Source organism: Actinoplanes sp. L3-i22 (genome assembly GCF_019704555.1).
Lineage (GTDB): Bacteria > Actinomycetota > Actinomycetes > Mycobacteriales > Micromonosporaceae > Actinoplanes.
This window is the reverse complement of sequence record NZ_AP024745.1, coordinates 8,321,807-8,335,998: the sequence shown is the minus strand read 5'-3', so window position 1 is coordinate 8,335,998 and position 14,192 is coordinate 8,321,807. Positions and strand designations below refer to the sequence as shown.

The window sequence follows — 14,192 nt, the reverse complement described above, 5'->3', positions numbered from 1 at the left end:
AGGACCCCCAGACAGATGAGTGACCAGAACGCGGAGCTCGACGCCGCCCTCGAGCGGGTGGTAGAGGCAGCGCGGGCGCACCTCACGGCCGTGAAGGCGGCCGCGGGCCGGATTGATGACGACGACGTCTGGCAGGCGTATGTCGACCTCAACAACGCCTCCTTCGCGTACGACGAGAAGCTGCTCGACGCTTTCGGCGAGGTCACGCCGTGGGACGTCGAGTCGATCGACCCGGACGAGGCGGACCAGCGCTTCCTCGCCGGCGAGGCGGGCGACACCGGCGCCGGTGACCCGTACCCGCAGGTCATCTCGGTCCGGCAGCGCCGCGACTACCGGGTGCCCAGCGTCTCCGCCCTGCTGAAGGTCGCGGAGAACGCGCGCCGCAGCTCGGTGCCGGAGGACGAGGAGGTCGGCCCGGTCGAGTCGGTCGGCGAGGCCGTGCTGGAGCTGCTCCAGGCCGGCGACGGCTCGCTCGCGTCGCTCGACGTCCCGGAGCTGGAGCCGCTCGACGGCCTGCTCACGGTGACCGAGGTCGCGGAGCCGCTGGACCTGGAGGCGTTCGACGACGCCGACGGCTCCGGCCCGTTCGCCCCGATCGAGTCCGACCAGCTGGTCGGCCGCCTGGACGAGCACCCCTTCCTGCCGGACGAGGAAGACGACCACGCCGGCCACAACCACTGAGCCTGATGGCCTCGCTCCGCTCGGCGGCATGGCGCCCCTTGGGGCCGTTGTCGAGGGCACCGAAATCGACCACGCTTCGCTAGCCGATTTCGGCACCCTCGACAACGACGGGCGCCATGCGTGGTGGGCGCGGTCGAAGCGGTGAAGCAGAAAGCCCGCTCGGCCTTGGGCCGTGCGGGCTTTTCAGTAGCTCAGGCCGGGTTGCGGCGTGGGCTGGACGCGGCGGCGGAGCATCACCTTCCGCGTGCCGTCCGCGAAGAGCTGGACCCGGGCGAGCTCCCAACCGGAGAACTCGGCCGCAATGGCGAGCTGCGCCGCCGCGGTCAGACGATCGACGTGCGAGGGCAACCGGAGCGGCGCGTATTCGTAATCCATGCGATCTAATATGCTCCCGCGCGCGAGGCCGACACCAGTCCTCCACGCGGTTCGAAACCCTTGTCACAGCCTTTCCTCAGGGGGCGATGAACCCTGATCGGTACGCGGCCACCACCGCCTGCGTACGATCGCGCACCCCGAGCTTCGCCAGCACGTTCCCGACGTACGTCTTGATCGTCTCGACGCCGAGCACCAGCTCCCCGGCGATCTCCGCGTTGGACAGCCCGTCCGCCATCAGCGCCAGCACCTCGGCCTCCCGCGCGGTCAGCCCGGCGCGTTCCAGCCCGCCGTCCGGCCGGGCGTAGGCCGCCACCAGGTTCTTGATCGCGGCCGGGAACAGCAGCGAGTCGCCGCGCGCGACGACCCGGACCGCCTCCACGATCTGTTCCGGGCGGGACCGCTTGAGCAGGAAGCCGCTGGCCCCGGCCCGGAGCGCCTCGTACACGTACTCGTCGTTCGCGAACGTGGTCACGACCAGCACCTTCGGGGCGTCCACCGGGAACCTGGCGAGCAGGAGACGGGTGGCCTGGATGCCGTCGAGGCGGGGCATCCGTACGTCCATCAGAACGACGTCGGGCCGCCGCCGGACCGCCGCCGGGACCACCTCGCTGCCGTCCCCGACCTCGCCGGTGACCGTGAGGTCGGGCTGGGCGCCGAGGATCGCCCGCAGCCCGGCGCGGACCAGCGCGTCGTCGTCCGCGATCAGCACGCCGGTCATCCGGCGGCCCCCGGGAGCCTCGCGGTGACCTGCCAGTTCTCGCCGTCCGGCCCGGCTTCGAGGGTGCCGCCGAGCAGCCGCACACGTTCCCGCATGCCCTCGATCCCGTGCCCGCCGCCGGTCGGTCGCCGGCGGGTCGTCCCGTTCCGCCGGTTGATCACCTCGATCACCAGGTCCCCCTCCTGCCGGATCCGCAGCGTGACCGGCCCGGTGCCGTGCCGCGCGGCGTTGGTCAGCGACTCCTGCACGATCCGGTACGCCTCCCGGGAGACGTGCGGCGGCACGTCTATGGGCGATATTTCGGTGTTTATCTGGTCGGACAGCAGCCGATCCAGTGCGTCGAGCGTCGGCCCGGCCACCTCGTCCCGCAGGATGCCGAGGACCGTGTCGAGCTCACCGGCCGCCGCCCGCCCGGTCTCCTCGATCGCGGCGAGCGCGGTGAGCGCGAACCCCGGATCGGCCTCGAAGACCGCCCGGGCCGCCCCGGCCTGCAGCGTCATCGCGGTCAGCGCGTGCCCGACCGAGTCGTGCAACTCCCGGGCCAGCCGGTTGCGCTCGGCCAGCCGCCTCTCCCGCTCGGCCAGCCGCCGGTCCCGTTCCTGCGCCGACGGGCCGAGCAGCACCGGCGCCATCGTCGCGGCGAGCGAGCCGAGCCCGGCGACCGCGTAGATCGCGCCGGCCAGGATCACCGGCGCGGCGAGCAGCCACCACCCGCCGCCGGTGCCCGGGATCAGCAGCTCCCCGCCGGTCAGCGCGACCAAGCCGACCGGCACGACGGCGAACAGCACCGCCCCCACCGCCACGCCGCTGAGCAGGTGCAACCCGAACCAGAGCGCCGCCCGCAGCCGGGTCTCGCGCTCCAGGCGGTGCCCGCGGACCGGCCCGGGGAGTTCGACGCCGAGCAGCGAGCGGGCCGCCGCGATCTCCAGCTCCCGGGTGCCGCCCAGGAACGGCGGGACCAGCGCGATCCCGGTGACGAGGCCGGCGAACGGCAGGCTGCCCGCCCAGTTCTCCGGGTGCTCGGCGATCGCCCGGACGAGCAGGCCCAGGCCGAGCGTGTACGGCAGCGCCAGCACCGCCCCGAGCAGCAGGAACACCGCGCGCCGGTAGGTGACGGCGGCGACCAGCAGGCGCAGCATCGGCTCAGAGCACCCCGTGCGGGTCGCCGGTGCCCTCGCGCTCCGGGTAGCCGACGTCGATCGCCGAGACGTCCTCCAGCGCGAACGCTATCTCGGCGGGCAGGGTCAGCTCCTCGCTGCGCAGCGCGCCCTGCAACTGGCCGGCGGTGCGGGCGCCGAGGATCACCGCGGCCAGGCCGGGTCGGTCGCGGACCCAGGAGAGCGCCACCTCCAGCGGCGACACGCCGAGCCCGCCGGCGGCGATCACCACCGCCTCGACGATGCTGGAGCTGCGCGGCTCCAGATAGGTCTGCACGAACGGCGCGTAGTGCTCGGACGCGGCGCGCGAGTCCAGCGGGCGGCCGTTGCGGTACTTCCCGGTCAGCACCCCGCGGCCCAGCGGCGACCAGGCCAGCACGCCGAAGCCGAGCGCCGCCGCGGCCGGCAGCATCTCCCGCTCGATGCCGCGTTCCAGCAGCGAGTACTCCATCTGGGCGGCGACGATCGGGGCGCGGTTCGGGTACGCCGACTGCCAGGTCGCGGCGCGCGCGGTCTGCCAGGCGGCGAGGTTGGACACCCCGACGTAGCGCACCTTGCCGCTGTTCACCGCGTGATCGAGAGCGGACAGCGTCTCCTCGAACGGGGTCTGCCCGTCGTAGCCGTGCACCTGCCACAGGTCGACGTAGTCGGTGCCGAGCCGGCGCAGCGACGCGTCCAGCGAGCGCAGCAGGTTGCCGCGGGAGCCGTCGCGGGCCCGCCAGCCGTGCGGGGTCAGCCCGGCCTTGGTGGCGATCACCACCTCGTCGCGCGGGACCAGGTGGTCGAGCAGCGAGCCGATCACCGCCTCGGCGTCGCCGCTGCCGTACACGTCGGCGGTGTCGATCAGCGTGCCGCCGGCTTCGAGGAACAGCTTCATCTGCTCGGCCGCGTCGTCGGGGTCGGTGTCCCGTCCCCAGGTCATGGTGCCGAGCGCGAGCCGCGAGACCGCTAGCCCGCTTCGGCCGAGCGGTCGCTGGTGCATGAGTGAACCTTATTCAGACCTGGTCAACAAAGAAATCCTCCGGCTCGACAGGGTGCGTCGGTTACCGGACGGAAACGTGACGGGTTCCCATCAGTAGGCTTGTGCCGGACGTCTCAAGATCTCGGGAGGGCAGGGCAGTGCGGCTCGGACTCAGCCTCGGCTACCAGACGGCGTGGAGCACGCCCGCCGATCACCTCGCCATGGCCCAGGAGGCGGATCGCCTCGGCTACTCGGTGGTCTGGGCCGCCGAGGCCTACGGGTCGGACACGGTCAGCATGCTGGCCTGGATCGCCGGCCAGACGGAGAAGATCGACATCGGCGCGGCGGTGCTGCAGATCCCGGCGCGCACCCCGGCGATGACCGCGATGACCGCGGCCACCCTGGACACCCTCTCCGGCAGCCGGTTCCGGCTCGGCCTGGGCGTCTCCGGCCCGCAGGTCTCGGAGGGCTGGCACGGCGTCAAGTTCGCCAAGCCGCTCGCCCGGACCAGGGAGTATGTGGACATCGTCAAGATGGCGCTGCGCCGCGACCGGGTGCAGTACGACGGCGAGCACTACCAGTTGCCGCTGGCCGGCGGCGCCGGCAAGGCGATCAAGCTGGGCTTCCACCCACCGCGCGCCGACCTCCCGATCTACCTGGCCGCGGTCGGCCCGAAGAACCTGGAGCTGGCCGGTGAGATCGCGGACGGCTGGCTGGCGGTCTTCTTCGCGCCGGACGCCGCCGACGACCAGCTGCGGCACATCGCGGCCGGCCGGGCCAAGCACGGCCAGGGGCTGACCGGCTTCGACGTGGCCCCGGTGGTGCCGGTGGTGGTCGGTGACGACGTCGCGGCCTGCGCCGACGTGGTGCGGTGGTATGCCGCGCTCTACATCGGTGGCATGGGCAGCCGCGAGCAGAATTTCTACAACCAATTGGCCGTACGGATGGGATACGCCGACGCCGCCAAGAAGGTCCAGGATCTGTACCTCGACAAGCAGGTCGCCGAGGCGGCCGAGGCGGTGCCACAGGAGTTCATCGAGCGCACCTCGATGGTCGGCGACAAGCCCCGGATCATCAAGCGGATCAAGGAGTACGCGGCGGCCGGCGTCGGCACCCTGTCGATCAGCCCGTACGTCGGTGACCTGGAGTCCGGCCTGGCGACGCTCCGCCTGGTCGCCCAGGCGTACGACGAGTCCGGCGTGGCCCGCTAGTGGCCACCGTCCTCCTCCTGCGGCACGGCCGGACCACCGCGAACGCGTCCGGCGAGCTGGCCGGCCGCCGTCCGGTGGAGCTCGACGAGACCGGCCGCGGCCAGGCCGCCCGGGTCGCCGACCGGCTGGGCGGGATCCCGCTCGCCGCGGTCGTCTCCAGCCCGCTGATCCGCTGCCGGCAGACCGTCGAGCTGGCCCTGCCCGGGGTCGGCCCGACGCTCGACGACGGGCTGACCGAGTGCGGGTACGGCGAGTGGGAGGGCCGCCCGCTCAAGGAGCTGGCCAAGGAGCCGCTCTGGCCGGTCGTCCAGCAGCACCCGAGCGCGGTCACGTTCCCCGGCGGTGAGTCGATGGCGGCCATGTCGGCGCGCGGGATCGCCGCGATCCGTGCCTGGGACGAGAAGGTCACCGCCGAGCACGGGCCCGAGGCGATCTGGCTGGCCTGCAGCCACGGCGATGTGATCAAGGCCATCGTGGCCGACGCGATGGGGCTGCACCTCGATCAGTTCCAGCGGATCGTCGCCGATCCGGCATCGATCACCGTGATCCGGTACACCCCGACCCGGCCGTTCCTGGTGCGGGTCAACGACACCGGGGAGCTGGCTTCCCTCGTACCGAAGAAAATTGATGGGGACAAGGCGGCCGAGAGCAGCGATGCGGCCGTCGGCGGCGGCGCCGGAGGCGGCGTCTGACGACCCTCCGTGATCGGGCCGTAGTCGCTGCGTGCACCCTATTGCGCCCTCGGCGAACCCGGCTCTCCGACCCGCGCGATGGCAGCCGGGGGTGGATAGGGTTGGTTCCATGACCCACCAAGTGCATGCCTTCGAGCCGCCTGAGCGGTTCGTCGCCGGGACGGTGGGCGAGCCCGGGGACCGGACGTTCTTCCTCCAGGCACGCGGTGGCGGCCGGGTGGTCAGCGTCGCCCTGGAGAAGGTCCAGGTGTCTCTGCTCGCCGAGAAACTGGAAGAGCTGCTGCAGGAGGCGAACAAGCGGTTCGGCGTCACCCTGCCGGAGGTCCCGCTGCTGCCCGTGCACGACAACGAGCCGCTGGACACCCCGGTCGACGAGGAGTTCCGGGTCGGCACCCTGGGCCTGGCCTTCGACGTCGACACCGCCACCGTGGTGATCGAGGCGATCGAGGCCGGTGAGGCCGAGGTCGAGCTCTCCGGCGACCCGCTCGCCGACGACGACGACACCGATGACGACGACGAGGACGACGAGCCCGACGACGACCTCGACCGGCTCCGGGTCCGGCTGACCCCCGAGGCGACCCGCGCGTTCATCGACCGGGCCCGCCGCGTGGTGGCCGCCGGCCGGCCGCCGTGCCCGCTCTGCGGCCAGCCGCTGGACCCGGGTGGTCATCTCTGTCCCCGGCACAACGGCTACCACCGGTGACGGCGGAGCCGACCGAGGTGCTCGCCGAGGCTGACGCCCTCGAGCTGCTGTCGTGCGGCCGGATCGAGATCGAGGGTCGTCTGGTCGACGCGTCCAACACCACGCTGCGCGCCGAGATCACCCACAACGGGGTGACCCGCCGCTGTGTGTACAAACCGGTCCGCGGCGAGCGCCCGCTGTGGGACTTCCCGGACGGGACGCTCGCCGGCCGCGAGGTGTCGGCCTACCTGGTCTCCCGGGCCACCGGCTGGGGCCTGGTCCCGCCGACGATCCTGCGGGACGGTCCGATGGGCCCGGGCGCGCTGCAGCTCTGGATCGACGAGCCGGCGGCGGCCGAGGGGCTGATCGGGTTCGTCCCGGCCTACGACGTGCCGGCCGGCTGGTTCCCGGTCGCCGCGGCGCGCGACGACGACGGGGACGCGTACGCCCTGGCCCACGCCGACGACCCCCGGCTGGCCCGGCTCGCGGTCTTCGACTCGGTGATCAACAACGCCGACCGCAAGGGCGGCCACGTGCTCTACCCGGCGACCGGCTCGATCCACGGGGTCGACCACGGCGTCAGCTTCCACGTGGAGAACAAGCTGCGCACCGTGCTGTGGGGCTGGACCGGGAAACCGCTGCCCGGCGAGGCCGTCGACGTGCTCACGTCGCTGCGGGCGGAGCTGGACGGGGCGCTCGGTGAGGCGCTCGACGAGCACCTGACGATCACCGAGGTGCAGCATGTCGGGCTGCGGGTGAAACGGCTGTTGCGGTCGGGGCGTTTCCCCAAGCCGCCGGCGGACTGGCCGGCCATTCCCTGGCCACCGATCTAGAGGCTCCGGCCTGAGGCGCAGGTCACGCTCCGGCCAGAGGTTTAGGTCACGCTCCGCGCGAACACTCCGGGGGGCTGGATAGGCTCCGAGCATGGACGCTTGGACCGGGCATGACGTGCCGACCCTGCCGGGGGACGCCCCTGCGCTGCAGCTCTACGACTCGGCGCGACGGTCGGTGCATCCGGTCACGCCGGGGGAGACCGCGACGATGTACGTGTGCGGCATCACGCCGTACGACGCGACCCACCTCGGCCACGCCGCCACGATGATCGCCTTCGACCTGGTCAACCGCCTCTGGCGGGACGCCGGTCACGGGGTGAACTACGTGCAGAACGTGACCGACATCGACGACCCGCTGCTGGAGCGCGCGGCGCGGGACGGGGAGGACTGGGTGGTCCTCGCGATGCGCGAGACGGCCCTGTTCCGGGAGGACATGGAGGCGCTGCGGATCATCCCGCCGGCGCACTACGTCGGCGCCGTCGAGTCGATCCCGTCGATCGCCGAGCACGTGTCCTCGCTGGTCGCCCGTGGTGCGGCGTACCGGCTGGAGGACGGCACCGGCGACGTCTACTTCGACATCACCGCCGCGCCGAACTGGGGCTACGAGTCGAACCTGTCCCGCGCGGAGATGACCACCCTCTCCGCCGAGCGCGGCGGCGACCCCACCCGCGAGGGCAAGCGCGACCCGCTCGACCCGCTGCTGTGGCGCGGCGCCCGCGAGGGCGAGCCGACGTGGGACGGTGGCGACCTCGGCCCGGGCCGGCCCGGCTGGCACATCGAGTGCGCCACGATCGCGCTGAACCTGCTCGGTGACACGATCGACGTCCAGGGCGGCGGCAGCGACCTGCTCTACCCGCACCACGAGTGCTCGGCGGCGCACGCCGAGGTGCTGACCGGCGCGGCGCCGTTCGCGGCCCACTACGTGCACGCCGGCATGATCGGGCTGGACGGCGAGAAGATGTCGAAGTCCAAGGGCAACCTGGTCTTCGTCTCCCGCCTGCGGGCCGACGGCGTCGACCCGATGGCGGTCCGGCTCGGCCTGCTCTCCGGGCAGTACCGGGCCGACCGGGAGTGGACCGACGAGGTCCGCAAGGCCGGCGAGCAGCGGGTGTCCCGCTGGCGCGAGGCGGCGGCGGCCCCGTCCGGCCCATCCGGAGCCGGGCTGGTCGCCGCGGTGCGGGAGGCGCTGACCAACGACCTGGACGCGCCGGCCGCGCTGGCGGTCGTGGACGCCTGGGTCGAGGCGACCCTGTCCGGGGCCGGGGACGACGCGGAGGCGCCGGCTCTGATGGCGCGGGCGGTGGACGCTCTGCTCGGCGTACGTCTCTGAGGTCTGGCTGTTTTTGATCGTTGTTCGTTGCTCTGTTCTTTTGCTCTGTTCTTTGCTGGGCGGTCCCATCGGGGCCGCCCAGCGGTCTTTCCGCCCTGTTCCCTCGGGCTGCCCAGCGGTCTTTCCGCCCGGTCCCCTCGCGCCGCCCAGCGGTCGTCACGCCCAATCCAGGAAGGGCATACAGGTCCCCGGTCGGAAGCGTAGACCCTGGTCAGTCGGCCTGTGGGCAATACGCCGAAAGAACGCGCCTACCGGTGTTATTCGGTGGAAATGCGTGCATTATGGGCGTCGCCGCGACATGCTTTCGGAGGTCAAACCAACGTCCGAAAGGAACCATCATGCGTCGTCCGGCTATGTACTTCGCCGGTCTGTTCCTGGCTACCGGCGCGAGCGTCGCCCTTGCGGCCGCCCCCGCCGCCGCCGCGGCCAGCCACTGCAAGAAGAACGCCAGTGCCGCTTCCGTCCACGCGTCGGGTCACTCCGCCGGCTACGGCCACAGTGCCGCGGTCGCCGGTGACACCTGGTACCCGGTGCCGGTCGGCTACGGCTACCCGGTCGGCTACGGCTACCCGGGCGGCTACAGCAACGGCTTCGGCGGCGACTGCAACACGTCGATCGCCCAGCGCAACACCCAGATCGGCCTGATCAACCTGAACGGTATCGCCAGCGGCGGCAACGGCGGCGGCCTCTTCGGCTTCGGCGGTTGCTGAACAGCTGTATCTGCGGTGACCGCTCACCAGCCCCACGGGCCTGAGCGGTAGCAAGCCACAGGCCCGAGGCGCCATCCGGCTCCTCGGGTCTGAGCTTTTTCCACCCGCGCCCCGCGCCCCGCGCCCCGCGCCATGCCCCGCCCCGTCACCATCACCCGGGCCCTCGGCCGCACGATCACCCGGCCCCAGCTCCGCGCCCTTACTCGCGTCCGCGCCGCACGATCCGCGGGCGCCGCCCTGCGCTATTGCCCGCGCCGCGCTCCACGTTTTCGCGCCCGCATCCGCGCCGCGCCCCACACCCTGCGGCCTAACGCTCACTTGCGATCATCGGCGTCCGGCTCCAAAGCCCCCGCGCATGTCAGCCTGAGCCGGGTCCAGCGATCGCCCCGTGCCCTCCTCGCGGCGATAATGTCCAGTGTGGAGATCATCAGGCCGTTGCCGGAGACCCTGCGCCCGGTAACCGCCCACGACAGCATCGGCGTCACCGCCCGCCCCACGTTCCGCTCGGACTCGGTCGCGGTGACCACACTCCGCGTCGCACCCGGCGGCGAGATCGGCACCCATCCCGCCCCGGTCCCGCAGTTGCTACTGATCACCGCAGGAAGCGGCCAGGTCCGCTCCGGCACCGACCTCTGGCAGGAAGTCACCGTCGGCGACACCGTCCAATGGTCAGCCGGCGAATCCCACACCACCCGCTCCGCGTCCGGCCTGACCGCAATCGCCATCGAGTTCACCACCCCGCTTTGACCACCCACGCCACCGGCCCGCATTGACCGGCCCACGCCACCGGCCCGCATTGGCCGCCCCGCGCTGACCGCTCCATGCCACGGGCCCGCGCTAGCCGCTCCCGCGCTGGCCATCCCGCGCTACCGGCGCGTGTTGACCGCGCCGTGCTACCGGGTCGTGCTGACTGGCCCGCGCCGGCCACCGCGCTCTGACCAGCCCGCTCTGACCAGCCCGCTCTGACCAGCCCGCTCTGACCAGCCCGCTCTGACCAGCCCGCTCTGACCAGCCCGCTCTGACCAGCCCGCTCTGACCGGCCCGCGCGGCCCACGCCGGCAGACCGCGCTGACTGGCCCGCGGCGTCTGGCCCGTCCGCAGCCAGCCGTCACGCGTCATCCGACGGAGACGAGCTCGCAGGTATGTCAGCCCGACCAGATCCACCCCGAACGTGTGCTGCGGCTCCTCCTTGATCAACTCGAACCCACGCCGCAGGTACACCTGCCGCGCCGTGATCAGCGGATCCGACGTCCACAGCCGCATCCGCTCATACCCGGCATCAACCGCGAACTCCATGCAGGTGTCGACCAGCCGCCCACCCAGCCCGATCCCGCGCGCCGACGGATGCACCAGCAACACCCGCAACACGGCGGTTCCCGGCTCGTCCCCGGTCACGCACATCACGCACCCGACCCGCTGCCCGTCCCGCTCCGCGATCCACGCCGCCTCACGCCCCGGATCATGCGCGACCGCGTAGTCGGCGACGATCCGGACGACCATCGTCTCGAAGCTGGTGTCCCACCCGTACTCCTCGGCGTAGATCTCGCCGTGCGCCTGCACCACCCACCCCAGGTCCCCGGGCTGCCCGAGCCGCCGGATCGTTACCTCCATCACGCCACCTCCATCACGCCACCTCCATCACTGAAACACTCGTTTCAGTCGGATACTAACCCGATGGCGGACACCACGACAGCACCCTCGGCACGCCGGACCGAACTGCTCGAGCTCGCGTACTCCTACGTGCGCCGCAACGGCCTCACCGACCTGTCGCTGCGCCCGCTCGCCGCGGAGATCGGGTCCAGCCCGCGCGTCCTGCTGTTCCTCTTCGGCAGCAAGGACGGCCTGGTCCGAGCCTTGCTGGCCCGCGCCCGGGAGGAGGAACTCGCCCTGATGCGCCGGCTCCGGGAGGAGACCCCGCGGCCTTCCGGCCTGTCGGCCGCCGGCGAGCGCATCTGGTCCTGGCTGAGCGACCCGGCTCACCGCACGCTCCTCGTCCTCTGGCTCGAGGCGTACGCCCATTCCCTCGTCGACCCGACCGGCCCCTGGTCGGAGTTCGCCGCCACCACGGTCACCGACTGGCTCGACGTCCTCGCCGACGCGCAGCCCGAGTCCGAGCGCGACACCCCGGGCGGCGTAGCCCGCCGCACGGCCGCCCTCGCAGTCCTCCGCGGCGCCCTGATCGACCTCCTGGCCACCGGCGACCGCCCCCGCACCACCGCCGCCGTGCACCAGCACCTGCACGCTTGACCCAGCCGGCCCCCGCCGAAGCCGACCGCCGCAGACAGTGCCGTAGCCCGCAACCCCACGCGGCAATCCCCGCCGAAGCAAGCAATGACCGCTCAGTCTTCGGCGGGTCGCAACCTCACGCGGCAGTCGCGGCCAAAACCAGCAGCCAGCAGCCGGATCGCCGCAGCTCGCCACCTCAAACAGCAATCCTCGGGCGGTGACCCCGAGCTGTACTACCGGCCGGTGCGGGCGACCGCCGGTCAGGCCGCCACGGGCTGCAACCCGACGTGGCGGCGGCGCCGGATCAGCCACCCGGCGTGCAGCGCCAGGTTGAGGACCGGGGTGACGACCGCCAGGGCGGAGAACCAGGTCGTCGCGTTCCAGGCAAGGCCCAGCAACGAGCCCGGAAGCCCCCAGGCCAGCAGGTACAGCCCGATCAACCCCTTGCCGATGTTCGCGTCCGGCCCGCTGTCCGCGACGGCGAAGATCCAGATCATCGGAAGCACGGCCAGAGCATGCCCGGCGAACGCCGCCCAGGTCCCGCGGGTACGACGGAACGCCAGCAGACCCCAGGCCGCCAGGTTCAGCACCAGCGGCGTCCAGGTCAGCAGCGACGCGCGGTCGCCCCCGGCCGCGAAGACGAGCAGCCCCCCGATCGTCACGAGCAGATGCAGCGCGATCAGCAGGACCAATCCGGCCCGGACCAGAATCCGCATGCCCGTTCCCCGTCCCGTAGATGATCATCAGAATCCTAGGTGGTCACAGCAACTCGGCGTCATGGACGAGCAGCGCGATCTGGACCCGGTTGTTCAGGTCCAACTTGGTCAGCAGCCGGGACACGTGACCCTTCGCCGTCGGCAGGCTCATCCCCAGTTCGGTGGCGATCTCCGCGTTCGAATACCCCCGCCCGACCAGCACCGCGACCTCGGTCTCCCGCTCGGTTAGAGCGGCCAGCCGGCCCTGCGCCCGAGCCCGTCGGGTGCCCGTGGCCGGGTCGGCGACATGATCGATCAGGCGCCGGATCGCGGTGGGGGAGAGGATCGCCTTCCCCGCGGCGACCGTCCGCACGGCCGCCAGGATCTCCAGCGGCGGAGTGTCCTTGAGCAGGAACCCACTGGCCCCGCCGCGCAGCGCCTCCAGCACGTACTCGTCCGCGTCGAACGTGGTCAGCACGATCACCTGCGGCGCGTTCGCCCGCTCCCGGATCCGCCGGGTGGCGGCCAGCCCGTCCACCCGCGGCATCCGCACGTCCATCAGCATCACGTCCGGCCAGTGCGCCTCGGCCACCCGCAGCGCCTCGTCACCGTCCCCCGCCTCGGCCACCACCTCGATATCCGGCGAACCGCCCACCAGGATCCGCAACCCGGCCCGCACCAGCGCGTCATCGTCCACGATCGCCAGCCGAACCGGGCGCTCGACGTCGTTCAGCGTCAACCCGGCCATGGCAGCTCCGCCTCCAGCCGGAAGACGCCACGCTCCGCACGACAGCGGAAACTGCCACCGGCCAGGCCCACCCGCTCCCCGATGCCGACCAGGCCCAACCCGCTGCCCGGCGGGGCGCTTTCCCTCGTACCCAGGAAGGGGTTGATGATCGTGATGCGCAGGCCCTGGCCGGCGGCGCCCTCCATGCGCACCGTCGCCGCCGCCTCCGAACCGTGCTTCCGCGCGTTGGTCAGGCCCTCCTGCACGATCCGATACGCCGTCCGCCCCAGCGGCACGGGTGGCCCGTCGACCGGCACCGCGCTGTCGAACCCGACCGTCATCCCGGCCGCCCGCACGCTCGCCACCAGGTCGTCCACGTCGGCGAGCCCGGGCTGTGGCGGCTCGGGGCGCCCCCGTGGCGCCCCGACCACCGCGCGCAGCTCCTCCAGCGCCTCATGCGCACTGGTCCGGATCGCGCCGGCGGCGAGCGACAACTCGACCGGCGGCAGCGAGCCGCGCACCTCCAGTGCCCCCGCGTGCAGGCTGATCAGCGACATCCGATGCGCCAGCACGTCGTGCATCTCCCGGGAGATCCGCGCCCGCTCGGCGAGTCTGGCCTGCTCCTCCCGCAGCTCCTGCTCCGCCTCGAGCCGTGCCGCGTGCTCCCGCAGCGAGGTGGTGAGCCGCCGATACGCCCGCACGAACGAGCCCCAGCCCAGCGCCGCCACGGTGATCACGCCGCGGACCAGGAAGTCCACCCACACGTCGTAGACCGGCCGCTCCTGCAACAGGTAATAAACGCCTCCGGTCGCCACGTTGACCGCGCCCAGCAGCAGCACGACCGGGAACCGCAGCCGGATCGCGGCGGTGAACAGCGCCACCAGGATCGGCCCGGTCACCGTCACCGAGATCGCCCCGAACGGCAGCAGCGCCACCAGGACCGCAAGCGGATGTCGCCGGCGGACCAGAAGGGCGGTGGCACCGGCGACACCCAGCGCGAGATCGACCGGCCAGGGGATCGCCGCGCCAGGTCGCGTCGCGTCGCCGACCAGCATCATCGCCGACCCGTAGAGGAGGGCGAGAAGAATCGCGACGGCATCGGCCAGCCGGTCCCGGACCGCGGCCCGGGGGCTGCCGGGCTCGGGCACCAGCAGATGGAGAAGCATGCGGCCGAGCCTAGGTCGCGGCCGGACG

17 protein-coding genes are annotated in these 14,192 nt (G+C 72.2%); 9 read left to right on the top strand and 8 right to left on the bottom strand.

Translation table 11 applies throughout. The features are described from left to right. Positions 1–15: 15 nt before the first annotated feature. Positions 16–681, top strand: coding sequence for a hypothetical protein (locus L3i22_RS37510; RefSeq protein WP_221322202.1), 666 nt, complete (start codon positions 16–18; stop codon positions 679–681). 183 nt (positions 682–864) lie between these two features. Here L3i22_RS37510 and L3i22_RS37505 read toward each other — a convergent pair whose 3' ends face one another. The 4 genes from L3i22_RS37505 to L3i22_RS37490 form a co-directional block, all read right to left on the bottom strand. Next, positions 865–1,056 (bottom strand): DUF5703 family protein, encoded by a 192-nt coding sequence (locus L3i22_RS37505; protein WP_221322201.1) that lies wholly within the window; start codon positions 1,054–1,056, stop codon positions 865–867. Between the two features lie 76 nt (positions 1,057–1,132). Then, entirely contained in the window at positions 1,133–1,774 is a 642-nt protein-coding gene (locus tag L3i22_RS37500; RefSeq protein ID WP_221322200.1) for a response regulator transcription factor, read from the bottom strand. After that, entirely contained in the window at positions 1,771–2,913 is a 1,143-nt protein-coding gene (locus tag L3i22_RS37495; RefSeq protein WP_221322199.1) for a sensor histidine kinase, read from the bottom strand. The genes L3i22_RS37500 and L3i22_RS37495 overlap by 4 nt, the downstream gene beginning before the upstream one ends. A gap of 4 nt (positions 2,914–2,917) precedes the next feature. Further along, a complete protein-coding gene (locus tag L3i22_RS37490; RefSeq protein ID WP_221322198.1) occupies positions 2,918–3,913 on the bottom strand; it encodes an aldo/keto reductase in 996 nt (331 codons plus the stop codon). A 137-nt stretch (positions 3,914–4,050) separates the two neighbouring features. On the opposite strand from L3i22_RS37490, the gene L3i22_RS37485 reads away from it, so the two are divergent. The 7 genes from L3i22_RS37485 to L3i22_RS37455 all read left to right on the top strand — a co-directional run bounded on the left by L3i22_RS37485 (position 4,051) and on the right by L3i22_RS37455 (position 10,097). After that, on the top strand, positions 4,051–5,103 hold the full coding sequence (locus L3i22_RS37485; RefSeq protein ID WP_221322197.1) for an LLM class F420-dependent oxidoreductase: 1,053 nt from the start codon (positions 4,051–4,053) through the stop codon (positions 5,101–5,103). After that, positions 5,103–5,795 (top strand): histidine phosphatase family protein, encoded by a 693-nt coding sequence (locus L3i22_RS37480; RefSeq protein WP_221322196.1) that lies wholly within the window; start codon positions 5,103–5,105, stop codon positions 5,793–5,795. Before L3i22_RS37485 ends, L3i22_RS37480 begins: the two co-directional genes overlap by 1 nt. Before the next feature lie 109 nt (positions 5,796–5,904). Continuing rightward, entirely contained in the window at positions 5,905–6,498 is a 594-nt protein-coding gene (locus tag L3i22_RS37475) for a DUF3090 domain-containing protein (RefSeq protein ID WP_221322195.1), read from the top strand. Further along, the gene (locus L3i22_RS37470) at positions 6,495–7,310 is read left to right on the top strand and encodes an SCO1664 family protein (RefSeq protein ID WP_221322194.1); all 816 of its coding nucleotides are present in this window, start codon (positions 6,495–6,497) and stop codon (positions 7,308–7,310) included. The genes L3i22_RS37475 and L3i22_RS37470 overlap by 4 nt, the downstream gene beginning before the upstream one ends. A 91-nt stretch (positions 7,311–7,401) precedes the next feature. Then, positions 7,402–8,640, top strand: a complete 1,239-nt coding sequence (gene mshC / locus L3i22_RS37465) for a cysteine--1-D-myo-inosityl 2-amino-2-deoxy-alpha-D-glucopyranoside ligase (protein WP_221322193.1) — start codon at positions 7,402–7,404, stop codon at positions 8,638–8,640. Between the two features lie 338 nt (positions 8,641–8,978). Continuing rightward, positions 8,979–9,350 (top strand): hypothetical protein, encoded by a 372-nt coding sequence (locus L3i22_RS37460; RefSeq protein WP_221322192.1) that lies wholly within the window; start codon positions 8,979–8,981, stop codon positions 9,348–9,350. A gap of 417 nt (positions 9,351–9,767) precedes the next feature. Then, positions 9,768–10,097 (top strand): cupin domain-containing protein, encoded by a 330-nt coding sequence (locus L3i22_RS37455; protein WP_221322191.1) that lies wholly within the window; start codon positions 9,768–9,770, stop codon positions 10,095–10,097. Between the two features lie 90 nt (positions 10,098–10,187). Here the strand turns inward: L3i22_RS37455 and L3i22_RS37450 are convergent, their stop codons facing one another. Next, complete coding sequence (locus L3i22_RS37450) at positions 10,188–10,961, bottom strand: GNAT family N-acetyltransferase (RefSeq protein ID WP_221322190.1); 774 nt, start codon at positions 10,959–10,961, stop codon at positions 10,188–10,190. Positions 10,962–11,024: 63 nt separating this feature from the next. Here L3i22_RS37450 and L3i22_RS37445 point away from each other — a divergent pair, with 63 nt between their 5' ends. Continuing rightward, positions 11,025–11,597 carry a TetR/AcrR family transcriptional regulator gene (locus L3i22_RS37445; protein ID WP_221322189.1) on the top strand — a complete coding sequence of 191 codons (573 nt, stop codon included), beginning with the start codon at positions 11,025–11,027 and terminating at the stop codon, positions 11,595–11,597. Between the two features lie 239 nt (positions 11,598–11,836). On the opposite strand, the gene L3i22_RS37440 is transcribed toward L3i22_RS37445, so the two are convergent. From L3i22_RS37440 to L3i22_RS37430, 3 genes are read right to left on the bottom strand one after another with little or no spacing between them, the layout of a single operon-like run. After that, positions 11,837–12,292, bottom strand: coding sequence for a hypothetical protein (locus tag L3i22_RS37440; protein ID WP_221322188.1), 456 nt, complete (start codon positions 12,290–12,292; stop codon positions 11,837–11,839). 43 nt (positions 12,293–12,335) lie between these two features. Further along, a complete protein-coding gene (locus L3i22_RS37435) occupies positions 12,336–13,019 on the bottom strand; it encodes a response regulator transcription factor (RefSeq protein WP_221322187.1) in 684 nt (227 codons plus the stop codon). Further along, positions 13,007–14,164 carry a sensor histidine kinase gene (locus tag L3i22_RS37430; protein WP_221322186.1) on the bottom strand — a complete coding sequence of 386 codons (1,158 nt, stop codon included), beginning with the start codon at positions 14,162–14,164 and terminating at the stop codon, positions 13,007–13,009. The genes L3i22_RS37435 and L3i22_RS37430 overlap by 13 nt, the downstream gene beginning before the upstream one ends. Between the last annotated feature and the right edge of the window lie 28 nt (positions 14,165–14,192).

Bases quoted from the DNA above. Each gene is read 5' to 3' on its own strand.
- L3i22_RS37490 (WP_221322198.1), bottom strand. From the start codon at position 3,913: ATGCACCAGCGACCGCTCGGCCGAAGCGGGCTAGCGGTCTCGCGGCTC.
- L3i22_RS37500 (WP_221322200.1), bottom strand. From the start codon at position 1,774: ATGACCGGCGTGCTGATCGCGGACGACGACGCGCTGGTCCGCGCCGGG.
- L3i22_RS37460 (WP_221322192.1), top strand. From the start codon at position 8,979: ATGCGTCGTCCGGCTATGTACTTCGCCGGTCTGTTCCTGGCTACCGGC.
- L3i22_RS37475 (WP_221322195.1), top strand. From the start codon at position 5,905: ATGACCCACCAAGTGCATGCCTTCGAGCCGCCTGAGCGGTTCGTCGCC.
- L3i22_RS37495 (WP_221322199.1), bottom strand. From the start codon at position 2,913: ATGCTGCGCCTGCTGGTCGCCGCCGTCACCTACCGGCGCGCGGTGTTC.
- L3i22_RS37505 (WP_221322201.1), bottom strand. From the start codon at position 1,056: ATGGATTACGAATACGCGCCGCTCCGGTTGCCCTCGCACGTCGATCGT.
- L3i22_RS37445 (WP_221322189.1), top strand. From the start codon at position 11,025: ATGGCGGACACCACGACAGCACCCTCGGCACGCCGGACCGAACTGCTC.
- L3i22_RS37440 (WP_221322188.1), bottom strand. From the start codon at position 12,292: ATGCGGATTCTGGTCCGGGCCGGATTGGTCCTGCTGATCGCGCTGCAT.
- L3i22_RS37450 (WP_221322190.1), bottom strand. From the start codon at position 10,961: ATGGAGGTAACGATCCGGCGGCTCGGGCAGCCCGGGGACCTGGGGTGG.
- L3i22_RS37430 (WP_221322186.1), bottom strand. From the start codon at position 14,164: ATGCTTCTCCATCTGCTGGTGCCCGAGCCCGGCAGCCCCCGGGCCGCG.
- L3i22_RS37435 (WP_221322187.1), bottom strand. From the start codon at position 13,019: ATGGCCGGGTTGACGCTGAACGACGTCGAGCGCCCGGTTCGGCTGGCG.
- L3i22_RS37510 (WP_221322202.1), top strand. From the start codon at position 16: ATGAGTGACCAGAACGCGGAGCTCGACGCCGCCCTCGAGCGGGTGGTA.
- mshC (WP_221322193.1), top strand. From the start codon at position 7,402: ATGGACGCTTGGACCGGGCATGACGTGCCGACCCTGCCGGGGGACGCC.